17 protein-coding genes are annotated in these 18,215 nt (G+C 73.1%); 9 read left to right on the plus strand and 8 right to left on the minus strand.

Annotation, left to right across the window (positions count from 1 at the left end; genetic code table 11):
* Nucleotides 1-24 precede the first annotated feature (24 nt).
* Entirely contained in the window at nucleotides 25-2,040 is a 2,016-nt protein-coding gene (locus ACH495_RS04935; protein WP_396856402.1) for a serine/threonine-protein kinase, read from the minus strand.
* A gap of 203 nt (nucleotides 2,041-2,243) precedes the next feature.
* On the opposite strand from ACH495_RS04935, the gene ACH495_RS04940 reads away from it, so the two are divergent.
* Both ACH495_RS04940 and ACH495_RS04945 read left to right on the plus strand, forming a co-directional pair.
* Nucleotides 2,244-3,827, plus strand: coding sequence for a methylmalonyl-CoA mutase (locus ACH495_RS04940; RefSeq protein WP_396856403.1), 1,584 nt, complete (start codon nucleotides 2,244-2,246; stop codon nucleotides 3,825-3,827).
* A gap of 648 nt (nucleotides 3,828-4,475) precedes the next feature.
* Nucleotides 4,476-5,735, plus strand: a complete 1,260-nt coding sequence (locus ACH495_RS04945; RefSeq protein WP_396856404.1) for an amidohydrolase — start codon at nucleotides 4,476-4,478, stop codon at nucleotides 5,733-5,735.
* On the opposite strand, the gene ACH495_RS04950 is transcribed toward ACH495_RS04945, so the two are convergent.
* Nucleotides 5,692-6,651: a DUF4349 domain-containing protein gene (locus ACH495_RS04950; protein WP_396856405.1), complete on the minus strand. Its 960-nt coding sequence runs from the start codon at nucleotides 6,649-6,651 to the stop codon at nucleotides 5,692-5,694. The two genes, ACH495_RS04945 and ACH495_RS04950, sit on opposite strands and share 44 nt — an antisense overlap.
* 122 nt (nucleotides 6,652-6,773) lie before the next feature.
* On the opposite strand from ACH495_RS04950, the gene ACH495_RS04955 reads away from it, so the two are divergent.
* Genes ACH495_RS04955 through ACH495_RS04970 form a run of 4 tightly spaced genes read left to right on the plus strand, consistent with a single transcriptional unit; the run spans nucleotide 6,774 to nucleotide 10,171 of the window.
* Nucleotides 6,774-7,406: an MBL fold metallo-hydrolase gene (locus tag ACH495_RS04955; RefSeq protein ID WP_396856406.1), complete on the plus strand. Its 633-nt coding sequence runs from the start codon at nucleotides 6,774-6,776 to the stop codon at nucleotides 7,404-7,406.
* The gene (locus ACH495_RS04960; RefSeq protein WP_396856407.1) at nucleotides 7,399-8,379 is read left to right on the plus strand and encodes a hypothetical protein; all 981 of its coding nucleotides are present in this window, start codon (nucleotides 7,399-7,401) and stop codon (nucleotides 8,377-8,379) included. Before ACH495_RS04955 ends, ACH495_RS04960 begins: the two co-directional genes overlap by 8 nt.
* Before the next feature lie 40 nt (nucleotides 8,380-8,419).
* On the plus strand, nucleotides 8,420-9,166 hold the full coding sequence (locus tag ACH495_RS04965; RefSeq protein ID WP_396856408.1) for a hypothetical protein: 747 nt from the start codon (nucleotides 8,420-8,422) through the stop codon (nucleotides 9,164-9,166).
* Nucleotides 9,167-9,208: 42 nt separating this feature from the next.
* Nucleotides 9,209-10,171 carry a GNAT family N-acetyltransferase gene (locus tag ACH495_RS04970; protein WP_396856409.1) on the plus strand — a complete coding sequence of 321 codons (963 nt, stop codon included), beginning with the start codon at nucleotides 9,209-9,211 and terminating at the stop codon, nucleotides 10,169-10,171.
* Between the two features lie 74 nt (nucleotides 10,172-10,245).
* Here ACH495_RS04970 and ACH495_RS04975 read toward each other — a convergent pair whose 3' ends face one another.
* Entirely contained in the window at nucleotides 10,246-10,701 is a 456-nt protein-coding gene (locus ACH495_RS04975; protein ID WP_281942908.1) for a gamma-glutamylcyclotransferase, read from the minus strand.
* A 106-nt stretch (nucleotides 10,702-10,807) separates the two neighbouring features.
* On the opposite strand from ACH495_RS04975, the gene ACH495_RS04980 reads away from it, so the two are divergent.
* Entirely contained in the window at nucleotides 10,808-12,211 is a 1,404-nt protein-coding gene (locus ACH495_RS04980) for an NAD(P)H-quinone dehydrogenase (protein WP_396856410.1), read from the plus strand.
* Between the two features lie 12 nt (nucleotides 12,212-12,223).
* On the opposite strand, the gene ACH495_RS04985 is transcribed toward ACH495_RS04980, so the two are convergent.
* The 4 genes from ACH495_RS04985 to ACH495_RS05000 form a co-directional block, all read right to left on the minus strand.
* Nucleotides 12,224-12,367 (minus strand): hypothetical protein, encoded by a 144-nt coding sequence (locus tag ACH495_RS04985; protein ID WP_396856411.1) that lies wholly within the window; start codon nucleotides 12,365-12,367, stop codon nucleotides 12,224-12,226.
* A 97-nt stretch (nucleotides 12,368-12,464) separates the two neighbouring features.
* A complete protein-coding gene (locus ACH495_RS04990; protein WP_396856412.1) occupies nucleotides 12,465-12,797 on the minus strand; it encodes a helix-turn-helix domain-containing protein in 333 nt (110 codons plus the stop codon).
* The gene (locus ACH495_RS04995) at nucleotides 12,794-13,126 is read right to left on the minus strand and encodes a type II toxin-antitoxin system RelE/ParE family toxin (RefSeq protein WP_396856413.1); all 333 of its coding nucleotides are present in this window, start codon (nucleotides 13,124-13,126) and stop codon (nucleotides 12,794-12,796) included. Before ACH495_RS04995 ends, ACH495_RS04990 begins: the two co-directional genes overlap by 4 nt.
* A gap of 24 nt (nucleotides 13,127-13,150) precedes the next feature.
* A complete protein-coding gene (locus ACH495_RS05000; protein WP_396856414.1) occupies nucleotides 13,151-13,987 on the minus strand; it encodes a DedA family protein in 837 nt (278 codons plus the stop codon).
* Nucleotides 13,988-14,234: 247 nt separating this feature from the next.
* Between ACH495_RS05000 and ACH495_RS05005 the strand changes: the two genes are divergently transcribed.
* Nucleotides 14,235-14,513: an excalibur calcium-binding domain-containing protein gene (locus ACH495_RS05005; RefSeq protein WP_396856415.1), complete on the plus strand. Its 279-nt coding sequence runs from the start codon at nucleotides 14,235-14,237 to the stop codon at nucleotides 14,511-14,513.
* Between the two features lie 204 nt (nucleotides 14,514-14,717).
* On the plus strand, nucleotides 14,718-15,950 hold the full coding sequence (gene thrS / locus ACH495_RS05010) for a threonine--tRNA ligase (RefSeq protein WP_396856530.1): 1,233 nt from the start codon (nucleotides 14,718-14,720) through the stop codon (nucleotides 15,948-15,950).
* A 73-nt stretch (nucleotides 15,951-16,023) separates the two neighbouring features.
* Here thrS and ACH495_RS05015 read toward each other — a convergent pair whose 3' ends face one another.
* Complete coding sequence (locus tag ACH495_RS05015) at nucleotides 16,024-18,117, minus strand: ABC transporter ATP-binding protein (protein ID WP_396856531.1); 2,094 nt, start codon at nucleotides 18,115-18,117, stop codon at nucleotides 16,024-16,026.
* Between the last annotated feature and the right edge of the window lie 98 nt (nucleotides 18,118-18,215).

Raw genomic sequence — 18,215 nt, forward strand, 5'->3', positions numbered from 1 at the left:
TCACCACAGGTCGTCGGCCTCGACTCAGTTGTCGGCCGGGAGCCGGAACGACCCGGCCATCGCGTCGAAGATCGGCTTGCTCTCGGCGAACCGCGCGTCGGTGGAGGAGAGGTAGAACGAGTAGACCTTGCCGTCGGAGACCAGTCCCCGCCAGATGCCGTGCCGCATGGCCTCGCCCTCGCCGCAGGTGTATTCGAGCTGGCCCGCGGTCTGGCCGGCGAGCGGCTGCTCAGAGACCGAGACCTCGGTGTAGGGGGCCGGGCAGGTCTTGCTCTTGGCGGTCTTGCTCTTCAGGTTGCGCGAGGCGAACTCGGCCCAACTGATCGAGGTGCCGCCCCACTCCTCGGCGATGACTCGCACCTTGCGGCCCTCGTCGTTCGGGTCGACGTAGTCGACGAAGAGGCCACCGGTCTGCCGCTGCCAGCCCTTCGGCACCTGAATGGTGATGCCCTTGACGGTCTGCTCCTGCATCTCCGGCGCGGCGGCGGCCGAGTTCGACGGCAGCGTGCCCACGATCGGCGGCGGCGCGTCGTCACCGCCCCCGCTGGTCAGCGCGATCACGCTCACCAGCAGCACCACGGCCAGGCCGCCGGCGGCGGCGAGCTGGACCTTGCGGGGCCACGCCTTGACCTTGCCGAGCAGACCCGAAGCCTTGCCACCGCCGACGGCGGGCGCGGTGGCCGGCGTGGTCCACGGCTGGCCGGTGCCCGGCACCGACCACTGCGCGCCACCGCCGTACACCGGCTGGGTGGCGTCGGCGCTGCCGCCGTAGGTGGCCGGCGCGCGGGTGGTGGTGGGGACATGCTGCGTGGCGTCCGAGCCCGACCCCAGCCGGACGGTCGGGTCCGGGGAGATGCGCTGGGTGGCCTCGGGCGCGTCCGGCCCGGACATCGCGCCGGTGGGCGTGTGCAGCGGGCCGGCGAGCGCGTCGGCGCTGGTCTCGTCGAGCGCCGCGGCGCCGGTCGCCGGCTTCGCGGCGGGGCGCTCCCCGCGTCGCAGCGCGGCGAGGCGGTCGGTGAGCGACTCGCTCGGGCCGATCATCGCCCGGCCGCCGATCTGCCCGCTGGGCTTCGGCTCCGGCGCGGCCGGCGGCGGCGTGGTCGGGCGCGGCACCGGCACCACCGCGTACGGGTCGGTGACCGAGTTGACCGCGGTGGCGGTGCTGGTCAGCGGCCCGGCGAGCAGCTCGCGCAGCATGGCCCGGGCCCGGTGCACGTCGAGGCGGCGGGCCGGGTCCTTCTCCAGCAGGCCCATCAGCACGCCGGTGAGCGCGCCGCTGCGCTGCGGCGTGGCCGGTGGGTCCTCCACCACGGCGTGCATGGTCTCGATCGGGTCGCCCTTGTCGAACGGGGGCCGGCCCTCGACCGCGGTGTAGAGCGTCACGCCGAGCGAGAACAGGTCGCTGGGCGGCCCGAACTCCTGGCCCATGGCCCGCTCGGGGGAGATGAAGTGCGGCGAGCCGAGCACCATGCCGGGCGTGGTGAGCTGCACGTCGGTGGGCATCCGGGCGACGCCGAAGTCGGTCAGCACGCAGCGCCCGTCGGAGCAGATCAGCACGTTGGCCGGCTTGACGTCGCGGTGCAGCACGCTGAGCGCGTGCGCCACCTCCAGCGCGCCGAGCAGCGCGATGCCGATCTTGGCGACCGCACGCGGCGCGACCGGGCCGTCCTCGATCACCATGTCGGCCAGGCTGCGGGCGTCCAGCAGCTCCATCACGATCCACGGCCGGCCGCCCTCGGTGACCACGTCGTAGACCTGCACCACGGCCGGGTGCTGGATCGCGGCGGCGGCGCGGGCCTCGCGCAGCGTCCGCTCGTAGAGCGCGTCGCGGTCGCTGGGGGCGAGCCCCGGCGGGAGGACGACCTCCTTGACCGCCACGTCTCGGCGCAGAAGTGTGTCTGTGGCCCGCCAGACCGTGCCCATGCCGCCGTTGCCCACCGGGGAGCGCAGCGAGTAGCGACCACCGATGGTGGTGCCGGGCGCCGCGCGTCCAGTGGGGGGACTGGCCGGTCCGCCGCTCCACGTCGGAATCTGAGTCACAGAAAAGCCACCGGGGGATATCGAGGGGGCTGGGACACAACCCCTCTATCTTGCTGGTTCCGACGCCCGATGCGAAACCCGACGCGGCGGGCGTTTACCTACTCGACGGTATGTGGCCAGCTACTCACCTCCGGTGGGCCGCCGGCTCCCGGTGTGCGGTATCCCTCACCCATCGGGCGGCGGTCGCGTCCTACCATCCGGTAATGAGCGATGCGCGGTCAAGCGAGTCGGGTTTCCCGATCAAGGGCGTCTACACGGCGGCCGACCTTCCGGCGGACCTGGACTCCCGACTCGGCGAGCCGGGCGACTACCCGTACACCCGCGGGGTCTACCCGACGATGTACACGTCCCGGCCGTGGACCATGCGGCAGTACGCCGGCTTCGGCACCGCCACCGAGAGCAACGCGCGCTACCACCAGCTGCTGCGGGCCGGCACCATGGGCCTGTCGGTCGCGTTCGACCTGCCCACCCAGATGGGGTACGACTCGGACGACCCGATCGCGCACGGCGAGGTGGGCAAGGTCGGCGTCGCCATCGACTCCATCGAGGACATGCGCACGCTCTTCGGCGGGATCCCGCTGGACAAGGTCTCCACCTCGATGACCATCAACGCGCCCGGCTCGGTGCTGCTGCTGCTCTACCAGCTCGTGGCGGAGGAGACCGGGGTGCCCGGCGCGGCGCTCAACGGGACCATCCAGAACGACATCCTCAAGGAGTACATCGCCCGGGGGACGTACATCTTCCCGCCGAAGCCCTCGCTGCGGCTGGTCGCCGACACCTTCGCCTACTGCCGGGCCGAGGTGCCGAAGTGGAACACCATCTCCATCTCCGGCTACCACATGGCCGAGGCCGGCGCCTCGCCCGCGCAGGAGATCGCGTTCACGCTGGCCAACGGCGTGGAGTACGTCCGGGCGGCGCTCGCGGCCGGGCTGGCCGTGGACGACTTCGCGCCCCGGCTGTCGTTCTTCTTCGTGGCCCGCACCACGCTGCTGGAGGAGGTCGCCAAGTTCCGCGCGGCCCGCCGCATCTGGGCCCGCCTGATGCGCGACGACTTCGGCGCGAAGAACCCGAAGTCGATGATGCTGCGGTTCCACACCCAGACCGCCGGCGTGCAGCTCACCGCGCAGCAGCCGGAGGTCAACCTGGTCCGGGTGGCGGTGCAGGGCCTGGGCGCGGTGCTCGGCGGCACCCAGTCGCTGCACACCAACAGCTTCGACGAGGCGATCGCGCTGCCCACCGAGAAGGCAGCCCGGCTGGCGCTGCGGACCCAGCAGGTGCTGGCGTACGAGACGGATCTCACCGCCACCGTCGACCCGTTCGCCGGGTCGTACGTGATCGAGGCGATGACCGACGAGCTGGAGTCGGCGGCGGTCGAGCTGATGGACCGGGTGTTCGACCACGGCTCGGCGGTGGACGCCATCGAGGCCGGCTTCCAGAAGCGGGAGATCGAGCAGTCCGCGTACCGGATCGCCCAGGAGATCGACGCGGGCGAGCGGGTGGTGGTCGGGCTCAACCGGTTCCGGGTCGACGAGGAGGAGCCGTACGAGCCGCTGCGGGTGGATCCGTCGATCGAGGCGGCCCAGGCGGATCGGCTGGCCAAGCTGCGTGCGGAGCGTGACTCGGGCGCGGTCGAGCGGGCGCTGGCCGAGCTGCGCGCCGCGGCCGAGGGCGACACGAACGTGCTCTATCCGATGAAGGAGGCGCTGCGCGCCCGGGCCACGGTCGGCGAGGTCTGCGGGACGCTGCGCGCCGTGTGGGGGATCCACCGGCCGAGTGACCGCTTCTGACCCGATCCCGGAGCCGGCGGCCGGGCAGCGGGATGCCCGCGCTCGCGGCCTTCACCCAGCGTTACCGCTGGGAAGAAGAGTCCGCTCGTGAACGGTATGCCTCTCAGTCATATTTATGACTGAGAGGCATACCGCTTCTGTCGTGGACATGTTTCCGAGCCGACACGCCCGGCGTCGGCGCGCCGCACCGGGCGTGTCGGGTCGTCGGCGTCGCGGGCCCGCCTCGCGCCCGGGTGTGCGATTTCGGAATGCGGGTAACCCGATCGGGTGAACGGGACGGACAGCATGTGCGGTCGGTCGGCGGACGGTCATGTCACCGTCGGGAGCCGCCCGGCAGCCGACTGTTGTCGGGCAAGTGTCGGAGCGGCAGTTAATTGCCGCGACTAATGCGACAATTCGGAACGACCACTCGACTTTTGGTAATCGATGAATCGGTTACGCGTTGTAGGAGGTGGGGGGCAGATGACGGCGTCCGACCGCGATCTACCTGCTGTCCCGCAGATATTCGAGCGCTCCCACCAGGGCATTCGTGACGCTGCGCGGTCCGACCGCTACCAGAAAGACGTTGCGCAGCGTCACCGTCGGGGGTCTAGGCTGTCTGCTGTCCTACCCGATGATCCATCCCTCTCAAGTGATCGAGAATTCGACGTGACGAGTGCGTTGACGCTGCCCTCGGGCGGCCCGCTGGCGTCGTCCCGGCCCGAGGCGCCGACCGGTTCCCAGCCCCTGCCCTTCGAGCTCGACCATCTGCTCGCGCTGCGGGTGCCCGGCCTCATCGCGACCCGCCGTCACATCCACTCCCACCCGGAACTGTCGGGCGAGGAGTTCGAGACGGCCGCCCTGGTGCACCGGGAGCTCTCCCTCGCCGGGCTGAGCCCGCGCATGCTGCCGAAGGGCAACGGCGTCATCTGCGACGTCGACGGTCGCCCCGACGGACCGGTGGTGGCGCTCCGCGCCGACATCGACGCGCTGCCGCTGAGCGACCCGAAGGACGTGCCGTACCGCTCCACCGTGGACGGCGTCTGCCACGCCTGCGGCCACGACGTGCACACCGCCGTGCTGCTCGGCGTCGGCATGCTGCTCGCCCAGCTCGCCGACCTCGGCCAGCTCGACGGTCGGGTGCGGCTCATCTTCCAGCCGGCCGAGGAGATCCTGCCCTGCGGCTCGCTGGAGGTCATCGAGGCCGGCGGCCTGGACGACGTGGTGCAGATCTTCGCGCTGCACTGCGACCCGAACCTGCCGGTCGGCAAGGTCGGCCTGCGGGTCGGCCCGATCACCGCCGCCGCCGACAACGTCACCGTCCGGCTCACCGGGCCGGGCGGGCACACCGCCCGGCCGCACCTGACCGTCGACCTGGTCGACGCGCTCGGCCGGCTGGTCACCGAGGTGCCGACGCTGATCAGTCGCCGGGTGCCGGCCAACAGCGGGCTGCTGCTGGTGTTCGGCCACGCCTCGGCCGGCACCCGCTACAACGTCATCCCCTCCGAGGCGTCCGCCGCCGGCACGCTGCGGGTGATGGACCGGGAGACCTGGGACCAGGCCCCCAAGATCGTGGCCCAGGTGGTGCGGGACGTGCTCGCCCCCACCGGCGCCACCGTCGACCTGGAATACCTCCGCGGTCGCCCGCCGGTGACCAACGACGCCGGGGCCATCGGCGTGCTCACCGCCGCCACCGCGTCGGCGCTCGGGCCGGAGGGCATCGCCGAGACGCCGCAGAGCATGGGTGGCGAGGACTTCTCCTGGTATCTGGAGCACGTGCCCGGCGCGCTCGCCCGCCTCGGCGTCGGCCGGAGCGGTCCCAACGTGGACCTGCACCGGGCCTCCTTCGACGTGGACGAGCGCGCCATCGAGGTGGGCGTACGCCTCATGGTCCAGACCGCGCTGCGGGCACTGGCGGCGGCGCGCTGACCGGGCCGCCGCCCGGCCCGACCGGCGGCGGTCCCATCGGGTACGGGCCGGGCGGCGGCGTCCGCCGGGCCCGCACCCGCCGCCGCCAGCGCAGCAGCAACCACAGCGGTACGCCGATCACCACCGCGAACGGCAGCACGGCGCCGAGCACGGTGAGCAGTACGCGAACCGAGGTGAGGAACACCGCCCAGCCGCCACCGAGGCCGGAGAGGAAGCCGAGGTCGGCGTCCTCCTCGGCGGTGCTGGCGTCCTGGCCCAGGAACGTCACCGTGATGGTGGAGAGCGCGGTCAGGTCGGCCAGCCGGCGCTTGCGTGCCTCCAACGCGGCCAGGTCCGCCTGCCGGGTGCCCACCTCGTTCTCCAGCGTCACGAGCTGGTCCACGGAACTCGCCTGGGCGAGCAACTTGCGGGCGCTCTCCACCCGGGCCCGCTGGGTGGCGATCCGGGCGTCCAGGTCGACCACCTGCTCGGTGACGTCCTCGGTGCGGATCTCCCGGCGTTCCTGCCGGCCGTAGCCGGCCAACTGGTCGATCACGCCGGCGAACCTGTCCGCCGGCACCCGCAGCGTCAGCACCGCCCGGGCGTCCGCGGACGAACTCGACCGGCGGTCACCGCCGACGAAGCCGCCGACCGCCGCCACCGCGGCGGTCGCCTCCCGCGCCGCGCGGTCCACGTCGTCCACCCGTACCTGCATCGTTCCGGTGTAGATGATGGACCGCTGGTCCACCCGCAGGTCGGCACCGCCGGTCCCGCCCGGCGCCGCCTGGTCGCGATCCGCCCCACCCTCGGCCGCCTGCGGCGCCTTCGCCGCCGAGTCGCCACCGCTGTCCCCACCGGCGCTGCACGCGCCCACGGCCAGCATCGCGGCCAGGCCCACCGCCACCAGGGACCCGCCCCGGAGTCGTCGTCCGCCCATTCCCCGCTCCGATCGTCGTCGGCCCCGCCGGTCGGGGCCGATACCTCGGACGCGACGCGTGGTCGCGCCGGTTCCGGCAGACTGCGCTGAGGACGTCACGATTCGATATTGGAGGAGTCACGATGCGGCTCACCAAGTACGCCCACTCCTGTCTCCGGCTGGAGCACGACGGGGGAGTGCTGGTCGTCGACCCCGGGGTCTTCAGCGACGCGGCCGAGGCGCTGGACGGGGCGGACGCGGTGCTGGTCACCCACGAGCATCCGGACCACGTGGACGTCGCCGCGCTGACCCGGGCGCTGGAGCGGCGGGCGGTGCCGGTGCACGGCCCGGCCTCGCTCGCCGGCGTGCTCGGCGACGCCGCCGAGGCGCTCGTGGTGGTCGCGCCGGGGGAGTCGTTCACCGCCGCGGGCGTGCCGGTGCGCGCGTACGGGGGCCAGCACGCCGTCATCCACCCGGACATCCCGGTGATCCCGAACCTGGGCTACCTGTTCGACGACACGGTCTACCACCCGGGCGACGCGTTGTTCGTCCCCGACGACATCCAGGTGGACACGCTGTTCGCCCCGATCCACGCGCCCTGGTCGAAGTTCTCCGAGGTGCTCGACTTCATCCGCGCGGTCGCCCCGCGCCGGGCGTACGCGCTGCACGACGGGCTGCTCAACGCCAACGGCTTCGGGATCCTGGACCGGCAGTACACCGCGATGTCCGGAACCGACTACCGCCGTCTGGAGCCGGGCACCCGGATCGATGCCTGACGTTCCGGCCGAGGTGGTCCGGCGGCTCTATGCCACGCCGCCGGAGAAGTTCGTCGCGGCCCGGGACGCCGCCGTCGCCCAGGCCCGCCAGGCCGGCGATCCGCGTACCGCCCGGGAGATCGGTCGGCTGCGCCGGCCCACGGTCGCGGCCTGGCTGGTCAACCTGCTCGCGATCCGGCGACCCGAGCTGGTCGCCGACCTGGCCCGGCTCGCCGAGTCGCTCCGCGCGGCGCAACGCGACCTGCGCGGCGGCAAGCTCCGGGAACTCTCCGCCCAGCGCCGCGCCGTCGTGGGCGCGCTGGTCGCCGAGGTACGCGAGCTGGCCGCCGCCGAACCCGCCGCGCCACCGGTCGGGAAGCTGCCGCTGGGCGAGGTGGAGGCGACGCTCAACGCCGCGCTCTCCGACACCGAGGTGGCCGAGCAGGTACGCGCCGGCCGGCTGCTGCGGGCCAGCCACTACGCCGGGTTCGGCGAGGTGCCCCGTCCGCAGCTCCGACTGGTGACCGGCGGCGAGGAGGAGACCGCCGGACCGGAACGGGCCGGGAGGTCCGGCGTACCGGACGGGGCCGGCAGGTCCGGCGTACCGGACGGGGCGACCGCGCGGGCCGACGCGCGGCGGGCCCGCGACGAGCGGGCGGCGCGGGCCGAACGGGCCGCCCGGCGACGGGCGGCGACCCGGGAACTGGCGAAGGCCCGCGCGGACCTGGACCGGGCCGAGCAGGAGCTGGCCGGCGCGGGCGCGGCCGAACGGGACGGCATGGCGACGCTGGACCGGATCGAGACCGAGCTGGCCGAGTTGGAGCGCCGCCGGGCCGTGGCCGAACAGGAGCTGAGCCGGGCCCGGCTGGCCCGTCGGGGCGCGGAACGGACGCTCACCGCCGCCCGTCGGCGGGCCGGCGAGGTGGAGGCCGTGTTGGAGGCGCTCGACGCCGAAGAGGGGGATGCCGAAGACGGTGACGACCGGGCAGACTGAGCGTGATGAACGGCCACGGTGGACGGACGGCGGACCGCCGATGACTCCCGAGCAGGTCGTCGCCGCCAGCAAACCACTGGTGCTGGAACTCGGGGAGGCGTTCTCCCGCTGCCCGTCCACGCTGCGCCGGGCCCGGCTGCTCGGCATCTCCGGGTGGGCCTTCTACATCACCGGGCGGGCCGGCGCGCTCGGCGACGTCCGCGCCGAGACGGTGGCCGCGACGCTCGGCTTCATCGCCCCGGAGGCGGTCGCGGACGGCTGGGACGCCTCGGCGCGGACGGTGCCGCCGCTGGAGGTGGCCGCCGCCAACCTGGCCGAGTGCTGCCGGTGGGGCGCGACCCGGCTGGGCGACGCACCCGGGGTGTCCCGGCTGGCCGGGCTGCTCGGCCGGGCCGTCGACGCGGCGGACGGCAGCGCCATGCCGCTCTTCGCCGCCTGGCGGGCCATGTCGATGCCGGCGCCCGACCCGTCCGCCGGCGCCCGCGCGGCCGTCGGCCTGCTGCTGCTGCGCGAGCACTTCGCCGGGGCGTACCTGCTGGCGGTGCGGGCCGCCGGGCTGACCCCGCTGGAGGCGGTGCTGGCCGGGCCGGAAGGGGAGGCGGGCGCCGCCGCCTGCGGGTGGGCGCCGCCGTACCCGCCGGTCGGGCCGCTGGTGCGGCGCCGGATCTGGGCCGAGGCGGTGACCGACCGCCTGGTGTCCCCGGCGTTCCACGCCCTCGGCCCGGCCGGCGGCACGGAACTGGTCGAGTTGCTCACCGCCGCGCGGCGGCACGCCCGGCGCGGATAATTGAGAGGCGCGACGGCCGGCCCGGCTGCCAGGATCGGCCGCGTGACGCTCCCCGCCGGTTGGACGGCCCGCCGCCCCACCCTCGACGACGTCCCCGCGATCCTGGCGGTGGTGCACGCCGCCGACACGTTCGCCGTGGGATACCCGGACTTCGACGCCGACGACGTGCGGGACGCGCTGACCGCGCCCTTCGTCGACCCGGCCGAGGATTCCTGGCTGGTCACCGACCCGGACGGGACGGCGGTGGCCTGGTCGATCCTGAGCAACCCGAGCGGCGTGGGCCGGGAGTGGGTGGACGTGCTCGTCGACCCGGTCCGGGGCGTCGAACTGCGTGCCCCGCTGCTGGCCCGGCTGCTCGACCGCGTCGCCGAACGGGCCGCCGCGCGCGGCGTGCCCGCGCTGACCGCGCGCACCGGCGCGTGCGCGCCGGAGACCCGCTGGGCGGGCGAGCTGGTCGAGGCCGGGTTCCACCGGGTCAAGCGGTACGTCCGGATGAGTCGCTCGCTGGCCGACCTGCCGGCCGAGCCGCCCCCGCCGACCGGGGTGACGGTCCGGCCGCTGCGCCCCGACGACGAGGCCGACCTGCGGCTGTTCCACCGGATCCACGACACCGCGTTCCGCGACACGCTCGACTACGAGCCGCTCGACTTCGCCCGCTGGCGGGAGCTGATCCCGGCGTACGGCAGGGTCTGGGACGAGTGGTTCGTGGCCGCTGTCGACGGCGAGCCGGCCGGGGCGTTGCAGTCCTCCGACCAGGCGGTGGACCAGGGCTCGGGCTGGGTCCGGACGCTGTCCGTGCTGCCGGCCCACCGGCGGCGTGGGGTGGGTGCGGCGCTGCTGCGCCGGGCCTTCGCGGTCTACGCGGCCAAGGGTCGCGTCCGGGCCGGGCTGGGCGTGGACCTGGCCAACCCGACCGCCCCGGTCACGCTCTACCGCTCGGTCGGGCTGGTGGAGGAGCGCTGGACCGACATATACGAGCGGACCGTGACCGCCCCGGGGGTGTGACCCGGGCCCCCCGTGCCGGGGTCGCCGAGCGGCCGGCCGGTCGTTCGGCGCACACTGTCGGGGTGGGAGACGCGCTACGCGGACGCCGTGCCGGTGGGGCGGGACCGCAGCTCGGTGACGTAGTCGTCCGGCGCGCCCGCCTTCTCCGCCGCGTTCGCGATCTCCGACAGATACCAGGAGGTCGGCAGGCCGCCCTCGTAGCCGTCGAAGACGTAGACCCACGCGGTCACGTCCCCGTCCAGCGTCGAGATGCGGACGGTCAGCTTGCGGTACGTCCCGGCGGTCACGCCCTCGATCTCGTCGAGCTGGGCGGCGTCGTACGGGTGGATGTCGTAGAGCGCCACGAAGACCCGGTCGCCCGGGGACTCGACCACGGTGCTGACCGAGCCCTCCCAGCCGATGACGTCCTCGCCCGCGAAGGTGAGCCGCCACCCCTCCAACCAGCCGGTGCCCACCATCGGCGAATGCGGGCAGTAGGCGCGCATGCGAGCGGGGTCCAGGTTTGAGCCGTAAGCGGCGTAGAGACGCACGGCGACGACGATAGCCCGGTCAGCGGGTGAGGGAGAATACGACGGTGCGTGTCGGGCACGACGGGGAGAAGAAAGTCACTGTGAGCACGGACGAGGGGCTGAAGCTGTGAGCCAGATCGTGATCATCGGCGGTGGGCCGGCCGGGTACGAGGCGGCGCTGGTCGCCGCCCAGCTGGACGCCGATGTCACAGTGGTCGAGGCGGAGGGCGCCGGCGGCGCCTGCGTGCTCTCCGACTGCGTGCCCTCCAAGACCTTCATCGCCAGCTCGGAGGTGGTCACCGGCTACCGGGACACCGAGGAGTTCGGGATCCACTCCGACGGCCTGGAGGCGGTCACCGTCGACGCCACGGCGGTGCACGAACGGGTCAAGCGGCTCGCCCTGGCCCAGTCCGCCGACATCCACGCCAAGCTGGTCAAGGCCGGGGTGGAGTTCGTCGCCGGCACGGCGCGGCTCGGCGAGGACACGCTCGGCCACACCCACCAGGTGATCGTCACCCCGGCCGACGGCTCGGCCGCGTACCCGGTCGGCGCCTCCACCGTGCTGGTCGCCACCGGCGCGACCCCGCGCCAGCTCCCCACCGCGCGGCCCGACGGCGAGCGGATCCTGACCTGGCGGCAGGTGTACGACCTGCCCGAGCTGCCCGAGCACCTGATCGTGGTCGGCTCCGGCGTCACCGGCGCCGAGTTCGCCAGCGCCTACCTGGCCATGGGTGTCCAGGTCACGCTGGTCTCCAGCCGGGACCGGGTGATGCCGCACGAGGACGCCGACGCCGCGATGGCGATCGAGCGGGTGTTCCGCAACCGGGGCATGAGCATCCTCAACAACTCCCGGGCCGAGGAGGTCCGCCGGGTCGGCGACGGCGTGGAGGTGGTGCTCTCCGACGGTCGGCAGGTCACCGGCTCGCACGCGCTGATCGCGGTCGGCTCGATCCCGAACACCGCCGACCTGGGCCTGGCGGAATATGGCGTCGAGCTGGCCCGGGGCGGCTACGTCACGGTCGACCGGGTCTCCCGCACCAACGTGCCGGGCGTCTACGCGGCCGGCGACTGCACCGGCGTGCTGCCGCTGGCCAGCGTCGCGGCCATGCAGGGCCGGATCGCGATGTGGCACGCGCTGGGCGAGGCGGTGCGGCCGCTGCGCCTGCGTACCGTGGCGGCGAACGTGTTCACCGACCCGGAGCTGGCCACCGTCGGCGTGTCGCAGGACGAGGTGGACGCCGGCAAGACCCCGGCCCGCCAGGTGATGCTGCCGCTGTCCGGCAACGCCCGGGCGAAGATGGACGACCTGGCCGACGGCTTCGTGAAGCTGTTCTGCCGGCCGGCCAGCGGTCAGGTGATCGGCGGCGTGGTGGTGGCGCCGAAGGCCAGTGAGCTGATCCTGCCGATCACCATGGCGGTGGAGAACAACCTCACCGTCAACGAGCTGGCCCAGACCATCACGATCTATCCGAGCCTGTCCGGCTCGATCACCGAGGCCGCCCGCCAGCTCATGCTGCACGAGCTGGAGTAGCGCGGCAGGGCCTCAGAGGTGCAGCTCGCCGGTCGCCGCCAGCGCGCAGCGACCGGTGAGGATGAGCAGGCGCGCGGTCAGGCCGATCACGGCGGGCACCGCAGCCAGGGCTATCTCGCCGAGGGCCAGCAGGCCGCTGCTCCGGGTTCCAGGCACGCGTCCAGCGTGTCGCTGGAGCGGGCCCCAGACGGATTCGGGACCACCACCCACCTCGATCCCCGGGTCACCCCTACCGGGGCGTCGGTGGAAGGCGTCAGGCCACGTCGAGCCGGATGTTTCCGATTCGGGCCACCACGTCGAGGTGGCCGCCCAGCCCGGTGACGTAGGCGCGCAGGATCTCCAGGTTGACGCTCTCTCCGTGCTCGATCTGGCTGATCCGGGCCTGAGACAGGCCTGCTGCTTCCGCCAGCTGAGCCTGTGTCATGCCCAGCTGTTTACGGATCTCCGCCAACTGCGCGCCGCTGACCGAGGCCAGCATCTGTTCCCTGAGCCGGCCGCGTCTGGCCACCCGATCGGCGTCGTCCCAGGAGGGGTCGACCTCCCGAGCCTTCGCCTTGACGTCCCGCCAGTTCGCCCAATCGGTCATGTCCGGTCTTCCTTCGAGCTGATCAAGTGTTCCTGGAACCGCTCGTCCGCCAACGGGATGGCGATCCGGTACCAACTCTGCCACCGCCCCGACTTGTCCCCGGCTACCAGGAACACGGCTTCGCGGAAGGGGTCGAACGCAAAGATCATGCGGACCTCCGACGAACCACTCGATCCTGGTCGTAACTCCTTCATGTGGTGATAGATGCTGCCCTTCAGCCGATCGACCAACGGCCGGCCAAGGGCCGGGCCGTGCTCTGCCAGCAGGTCGAGCGCCTCTTCGACGAGTTCGGCGGTGGTAAAACTTATGCTATTCAGGTTGCGGCGCACCGATGTTCTCGGAAATCGCGTGACTCAGTCGACCGGAGCCTCGGTCCGGGAGGGCGGCGGGTCCGACTCCTCGCCGGCCCGGTCGGGCCGTGCGCCGTCGACCGCGGCCAGCATCTGCTTCCTGAGCTGCCGGCGTCGGGCCACCCGCTCGGGGTCGTTCCAGGTGGGATCGAGCCGCCGGGCCTTCGCCCCGACGTCGCGCCAGTTCGTCCCGTCATTCATGATCGATTCTCCTCCGCTGTGGTCACGTGCTCGTGGCGTCGCTCCGGACGGCTGGGGCTGGCGGGTGCTGAGCCAGGTCATTCCCCAGCCGGCCGCCGCGAACCCGGCCGCGGCCAGGCCCGCGATCAGCAGCAGCCGCCACCCCGACCTGGTGAGCGCCGTGCCGCCCAGGTGACCGACGAGCGTGCCGTAGCCGGCCCAGCCGATGGCCGCCACCGCCTCGTAGCCCAGGAAGAGGCGGTACGGGTAGCGGCTGCGGCCGGCCGAGAAGCAGGCCGCCATCCGGCCACCCGGCACGAACCGGCAGAGCAGGATCACCAGCGGTCCGGGCTCGCGTAGCCGGCGGGTGGCCCGGGTGACGGCACGACGGGCCCGCCCCGGCGTCGCGTGCCGGGCCGCCCGCCGGGCCGGCGTGGTGCGGCCGAGCAGATAGCAGGCCAGATCGCCGACGAAGACGCCGGTCGCGCCAACCGCGATGGTGAGCGGCAGGCTGAGCCCGCCGTAGACGGTGAGCGCACCGCTGGTGATCATGACGACCTGGGTCGGCACCACCGGGACGAAGGCGTCGGCGACCAGCAGCGTCAACAGCAGCGCGTACGCCCACATGGGCGACGCGACGTGGGCGATGAGGTCAGCCATGACCGCCACCGGGCATCGGCCGGGGCGGCGGATCCGTGCGCACCGGCGTACCGTTGACGGGACGCGGCACCGGCGCCGTCGGGTCCCCCGTTCCCGATGCCCGAGCCGCCGCGGGTCGCCGGCAGGTCCCGTGCCGGCGACCCGCACCCCGCCTCCGCTGTTGGGCCTGCGACAGCACGCCTCCCGGAGCGCCCTCCCTCGATACGATCTTGGGCGCTAACAGCAATCCCGCACAGGAGGCTCCTCGATGGTTTCCACCCTGCTCCGGGGCGTGCTCGCCCTGACCCTGGCGGTCGGCGGCGGCGCGCTCGCCGTGGCCGGCCCGGCCGAGGCGGCGGCGGTCAAATACAAGAACTGCACCGCGCTCAACAAGACCTACAAGCACGGCGTCGGCAAGAAGGGCGCGAAGGACAAGGTGCGTGGCACCACCAAGCCGGTCACCAACTTCACGGTGTCCAACACCGTCTACGCGAAGAACACCCACCTCGACCGGGACAAGGACGGTGTCGCCTGCGAGAAGCGCTGACCCGCCACCGGCGGCGCGGACCGGAAATACGGTCGCGCCGTCCGGTCGGCCGGCCGTACGGTCACCGCATGCGCAGCGCGGTGAGGACCACGACGCCGGGGATTCCCGGCGCGCCGCACTGACGTTTCCGTCGACGAGGCCCCGGGGCGATCCGCTCCGGGGCCTCGCGGCGTTCCGGACCAGCTCGCCTCCGGGTCGTACCCGATCAAGGAGAGCGACATGATCGACCACCGCAGGCTCGGCCGGGACCTGGAGCTGTTCGTCTCCGATCCGCTCGCGGGCGCCGGGCTGCCGATCTGGCTGCCGGCCGGCGCCGCCGCCCGGCACGCCGTCGAGGAGTACGTGCGGGAGCTGGAGCGCCGGGCCGGCTACCGGCACGTCTACTCGCCGCCACTGGGCAAGCGGGAGCTGTTCGAGCGGTCCGGCCACCTGGGCTACTTCGCCGACGACATGTTCCCCCCGATGCGGCTGAGCGCCGACGACGAGTTCGTGCTCCGTCCGGCGCTCTGCCCGCACCACGCGCTGGTGTTCCGCGCCCGCGGCCGGTCCTACCGGGAGCTGCCGCTGCGGGTCGCCGAGCTGGGCGGGATGTATCGGGCGGAGCGTTCCGGCGTGCTCGGCGGGCTGTCCCGGGTGCGCGCCATCTCGCTGAACGACGCGCACAACTTCTGCGCGCTGGAACAGGTCGGCGACGAGGTCCGGGAGATCCTGCGGCTGATCCGCGAGGCGCACGCCGCGCTCGGCGTCCGGCCGGCCGGGTTCCGCCTGTCGCTGCGCGGGCCGGGGCAGCGGTACGTCGGCGACGACGCCGGCTGGGCGCGGGCCGAGGAACTGCTCCGCGCCGCGCTCGACGGGGTGGACGCCGTCGAGGCCCCCGGCGAGGCCGCGTTCTACGGTCCGAAGATCGACATCCAGATCGTGGACGCGGCCGGCCGGGAGTCGACCATCTCCACCGTGCAGCTCGACTTCGACAAGCCGGAGCGGTTCGACCTGTCGTACACCGACTCGGACGGGCGCCGGAAACGACCGGTGATGGTGCACCGGAGCCTCGTCGGCAGCATGGAGCGGCTGTTCGCGTACCTGATCGAGGTGCACCAGGGCGCGTTCCCGGCCTGGTACGCCCCGGTGCAGTTGCTCCTGCTCCCGGTCGACGACGCGCAGGCCGACGCGGCCCGGCGGCTGGGCCGGGAGGCGGAGGCGGCCGGCCTGCGGGTCGAGGTCGACGCCGGCGGCTCGCTCGGCGCCCGGATCCGGGACGCGTCCCGCCGGGGCGTCCCGTACGTCGGGGTGGTCGGCGCCCGGGAGGCGGCCGACGGTTCGGTGTCGCTGCGCCTGCGCGACGGGCGCGGGTTGGACCCGATGCCCGGCGCGGACGCGCTGGCCCTCATCGGCGCCGTGGTGGCGAGCCGGTCGGCCGGCCTGCTCCCGCCGGCCTGACCCGTCCGCGCCGCCCGGGTGACGGGCCGTCACCCGGGCGGCGCGTGATGTCCGGGCTGTCGCGGGATCCACGTCAGTTCCCGGCCGGCGTGCCGGCGGGACGCATCCCGGCCGGCGTGCCGGCGGGACGCATCCCGGCCGGCGGGCCGGCGGGTGCCGGCGCCGGCACCTCGTCGGAGATGACCGCGCCGGTGAACTGCGCCCGGTAGAGCCGGGCGTACGCGCCGCCGGCGGCCACGAGCTGGTCGTGGGTGCCCTGCTCGACGATCCGGCCCCGCTCCATCATCAGGATCAGGTCGGCGTCGCGGATGGTGGACAGCCGGTGCGCGATGACGAAGCTGGTCCGGTCCGAGCGCAGCGCCGCCATGGCGCGCTGGAGCAGCACCTCGGTCCGGGTGTCCACCGAGCTGGTCGCCTCGTCCAGGATCAGCAGCGACGGTTCGGCCAGGAACGCCCGGGCGATGGTGATGAGCTGCTTCTCACCGGCGCTGACGTTGCTGCCCTCCTCGTCGATCACGGTGTCGTAGCCGTCCGGCAGGCTGCGGACGAACCGGTCCACGAACGTCGCCCGGGAGGCGGCCAGGATCTCCTCCTCGGTGGCGTCCGGCCGGCCGTAGGCGATGTTGTCCCGGATGGTGCCGCCGAAGAGCCAGGTGTCCTGGAGCACCATGCCGATCCGGCCGCGCAGGTCGTCCCGGCGCATCGTGCTGATGTCCACCCCGTCCAGCGTGATCCGCCCGGCGTCCAGCTCGTAGAAGCGCATGACCAGGTTGACCAGGGTGGTCTTGCCGGCGCCGGTGGGACCGACGATGGCCACCGTGTGGCCGGGCTCGGCGACCAGGGAGAGGTCGTCGATCAGCGGCTTCTCCGGGTCGTAGCGGAAGGAGACGTGCGAGAACTCCACCCGGCCGTGCGGGTCGGCGATCCCGGCCGGCTCGGCGGGGTCGCGGGTCTGCTCGTCGGCGTCCAGCACCGCGAAGACCCGCTCGGCCGAGGCCACCCCGGACTGGAGCAGGTTGGCCATCGACGCGACCTGGGTGAGCGGCTGGGTGAACTGCCGCGAGTACTGGATGAACGCCTGCACGTCGCCGAGACTCATCGCGCCGGAGGCCACCCGCAGGCCGCCGACGACCGCGATCGCGACGTAGCTGAGGTTCCCGATGAAGAACATCGCCGGCATGATGATCCCGGAGACGAACTGCGCGCCGAAGCTGGCGTCGAACAGCTCGTCGTTCTTCCGGCGGAAGGCGGCCTCGACCTCCTTCTGCCGGCCGAACACCTTGACCAGCTCGTGCCCGGTGTACGCCTCCTCGATCTGCGCGTTCAGCTCGCCGGTGTGGGTCCACTGGGCGATGAACTTGCGCTGCGACCGCTTGGCGATCTGGCCGGTGACGATCACCGACAGCGGGATCGCGACCAGCGCCACCGACGCCAGCAGCGGCGAGATCCAGAACATCATCCCGAGTACGCCGACGACGGTGAGCAGCGAGGTGAGCAACTGGCTCAGCGTCTGCTGGAGCGTCTGCGAGATGTTGTCGATGTCGTTGGTGACCCGGCTCAGCAGCTCGCCGCGCGGCTGCTTGTCGAAGTAGGGCAGCGGCAGCCGGTTGAGCTTGTCCTCCACGTCGGCGCGCAGGCGCAGCACGGTGCGCTGCACCACCCCGTTGAGCACCCAGCCCTGCGCCCACATCAGGACGCTCGCGAGCACGTAGAGCGCGACCGCGAACGCCAGCACCCGGCCCAGCCGGGGGAAGTCGATGCCGGCGCCGGGCACCACGTCCATCCGGGCCAGCATGTCGGCGAAGTTGCCGTTGCCCGAGGCCCGGGCCGCGGCCACCGCCGCCTCGGTGCTGGTGCCGGGCGGCAGTTGCCGGCCGATCACGCCGTTGAAGATCAGGTCGGTGGCATGGCCGAGCACCTTCGGGCCGACCACGCTGAGCCCCACGCTGGCCAGCGCCAGCGCCAGCACGCCGGTGAGCTGGACCCGGTGCGGTCGCAGCCGACCCAGCAGCCGGCGGGCGGACGGCCCGAACCGCATCGCCTTCTCGGCCGGCATGCCCATGCTCATGTGCGGCGGGCCACCGGGCCGCCGCCCGGCCGCCGGCAGCCGCTTCGGCTCGGCCTGCTGCGGTACCGACGACCTAGTCATGCCGTGCTGATTGGGCATGCCCTCACGGCCCTCGCTCCGCTCGGTGCGTTCGCTCATGCCGTGCTGATTGGGCATGCCCTCACGGCCCTCGCTCCGCTCGGTGCGTTCGCTCATGC

It is taken from the genome of Micromonospora sp. NPDC018662, from assembly GCF_044391475.1.
In the GTDB taxonomy this organism is placed as follows: domain Bacteria; phylum Actinomycetota; class Actinomycetes; order Mycobacteriales; family Micromonosporaceae; genus Micromonospora.

Coding starts and splice junctions, on each gene's coding strand:
- ACH495_RS04990 (WP_396856412.1), bottom strand. CDS start 12,797: ATGACCGATTGGGCGAACTGGCGGGACGTCAAGGCGAAGGCTCGGGAG.
- ACH495_RS04955 (WP_396856406.1), top strand. CDS start 6,774: ATGCGGCTCACCAAGTACGCCCACTCCTGTCTCCGGCTGGAGCACGAC.
- ACH495_RS04940 (WP_396856403.1), top strand. CDS start 2,244: ATGAGCGATGCGCGGTCAAGCGAGTCGGGTTTCCCGATCAAGGGCGTC.
- ACH495_RS05015 (WP_396856531.1), bottom strand. CDS start 18,117: ATGCCCAATCAGCACGGCATGACTAGGTCGTCGGTACCGCAGCAGGCC.
- ACH495_RS05000 (WP_396856414.1), bottom strand. CDS start 13,987: ATGGCTGACCTCATCGCCCACGTCGCGTCGCCCATGTGGGCGTACGCG.
- ACH495_RS04960 (WP_396856407.1), top strand. CDS start 7,399: ATGCCTGACGTTCCGGCCGAGGTGGTCCGGCGGCTCTATGCCACGCCG.
- ACH495_RS04965 (WP_396856408.1), top strand. CDS start 8,420: ATGACTCCCGAGCAGGTCGTCGCCGCCAGCAAACCACTGGTGCTGGAA.
- ACH495_RS05005 (WP_396856415.1), top strand. CDS start 14,235: ATGGTTTCCACCCTGCTCCGGGGCGTGCTCGCCCTGACCCTGGCGGTC.
- ACH495_RS04950 (WP_396856405.1), bottom strand. CDS start 6,651: ATGGGCGGACGACGACTCCGGGGCGGGTCCCTGGTGGCGGTGGGCCTG.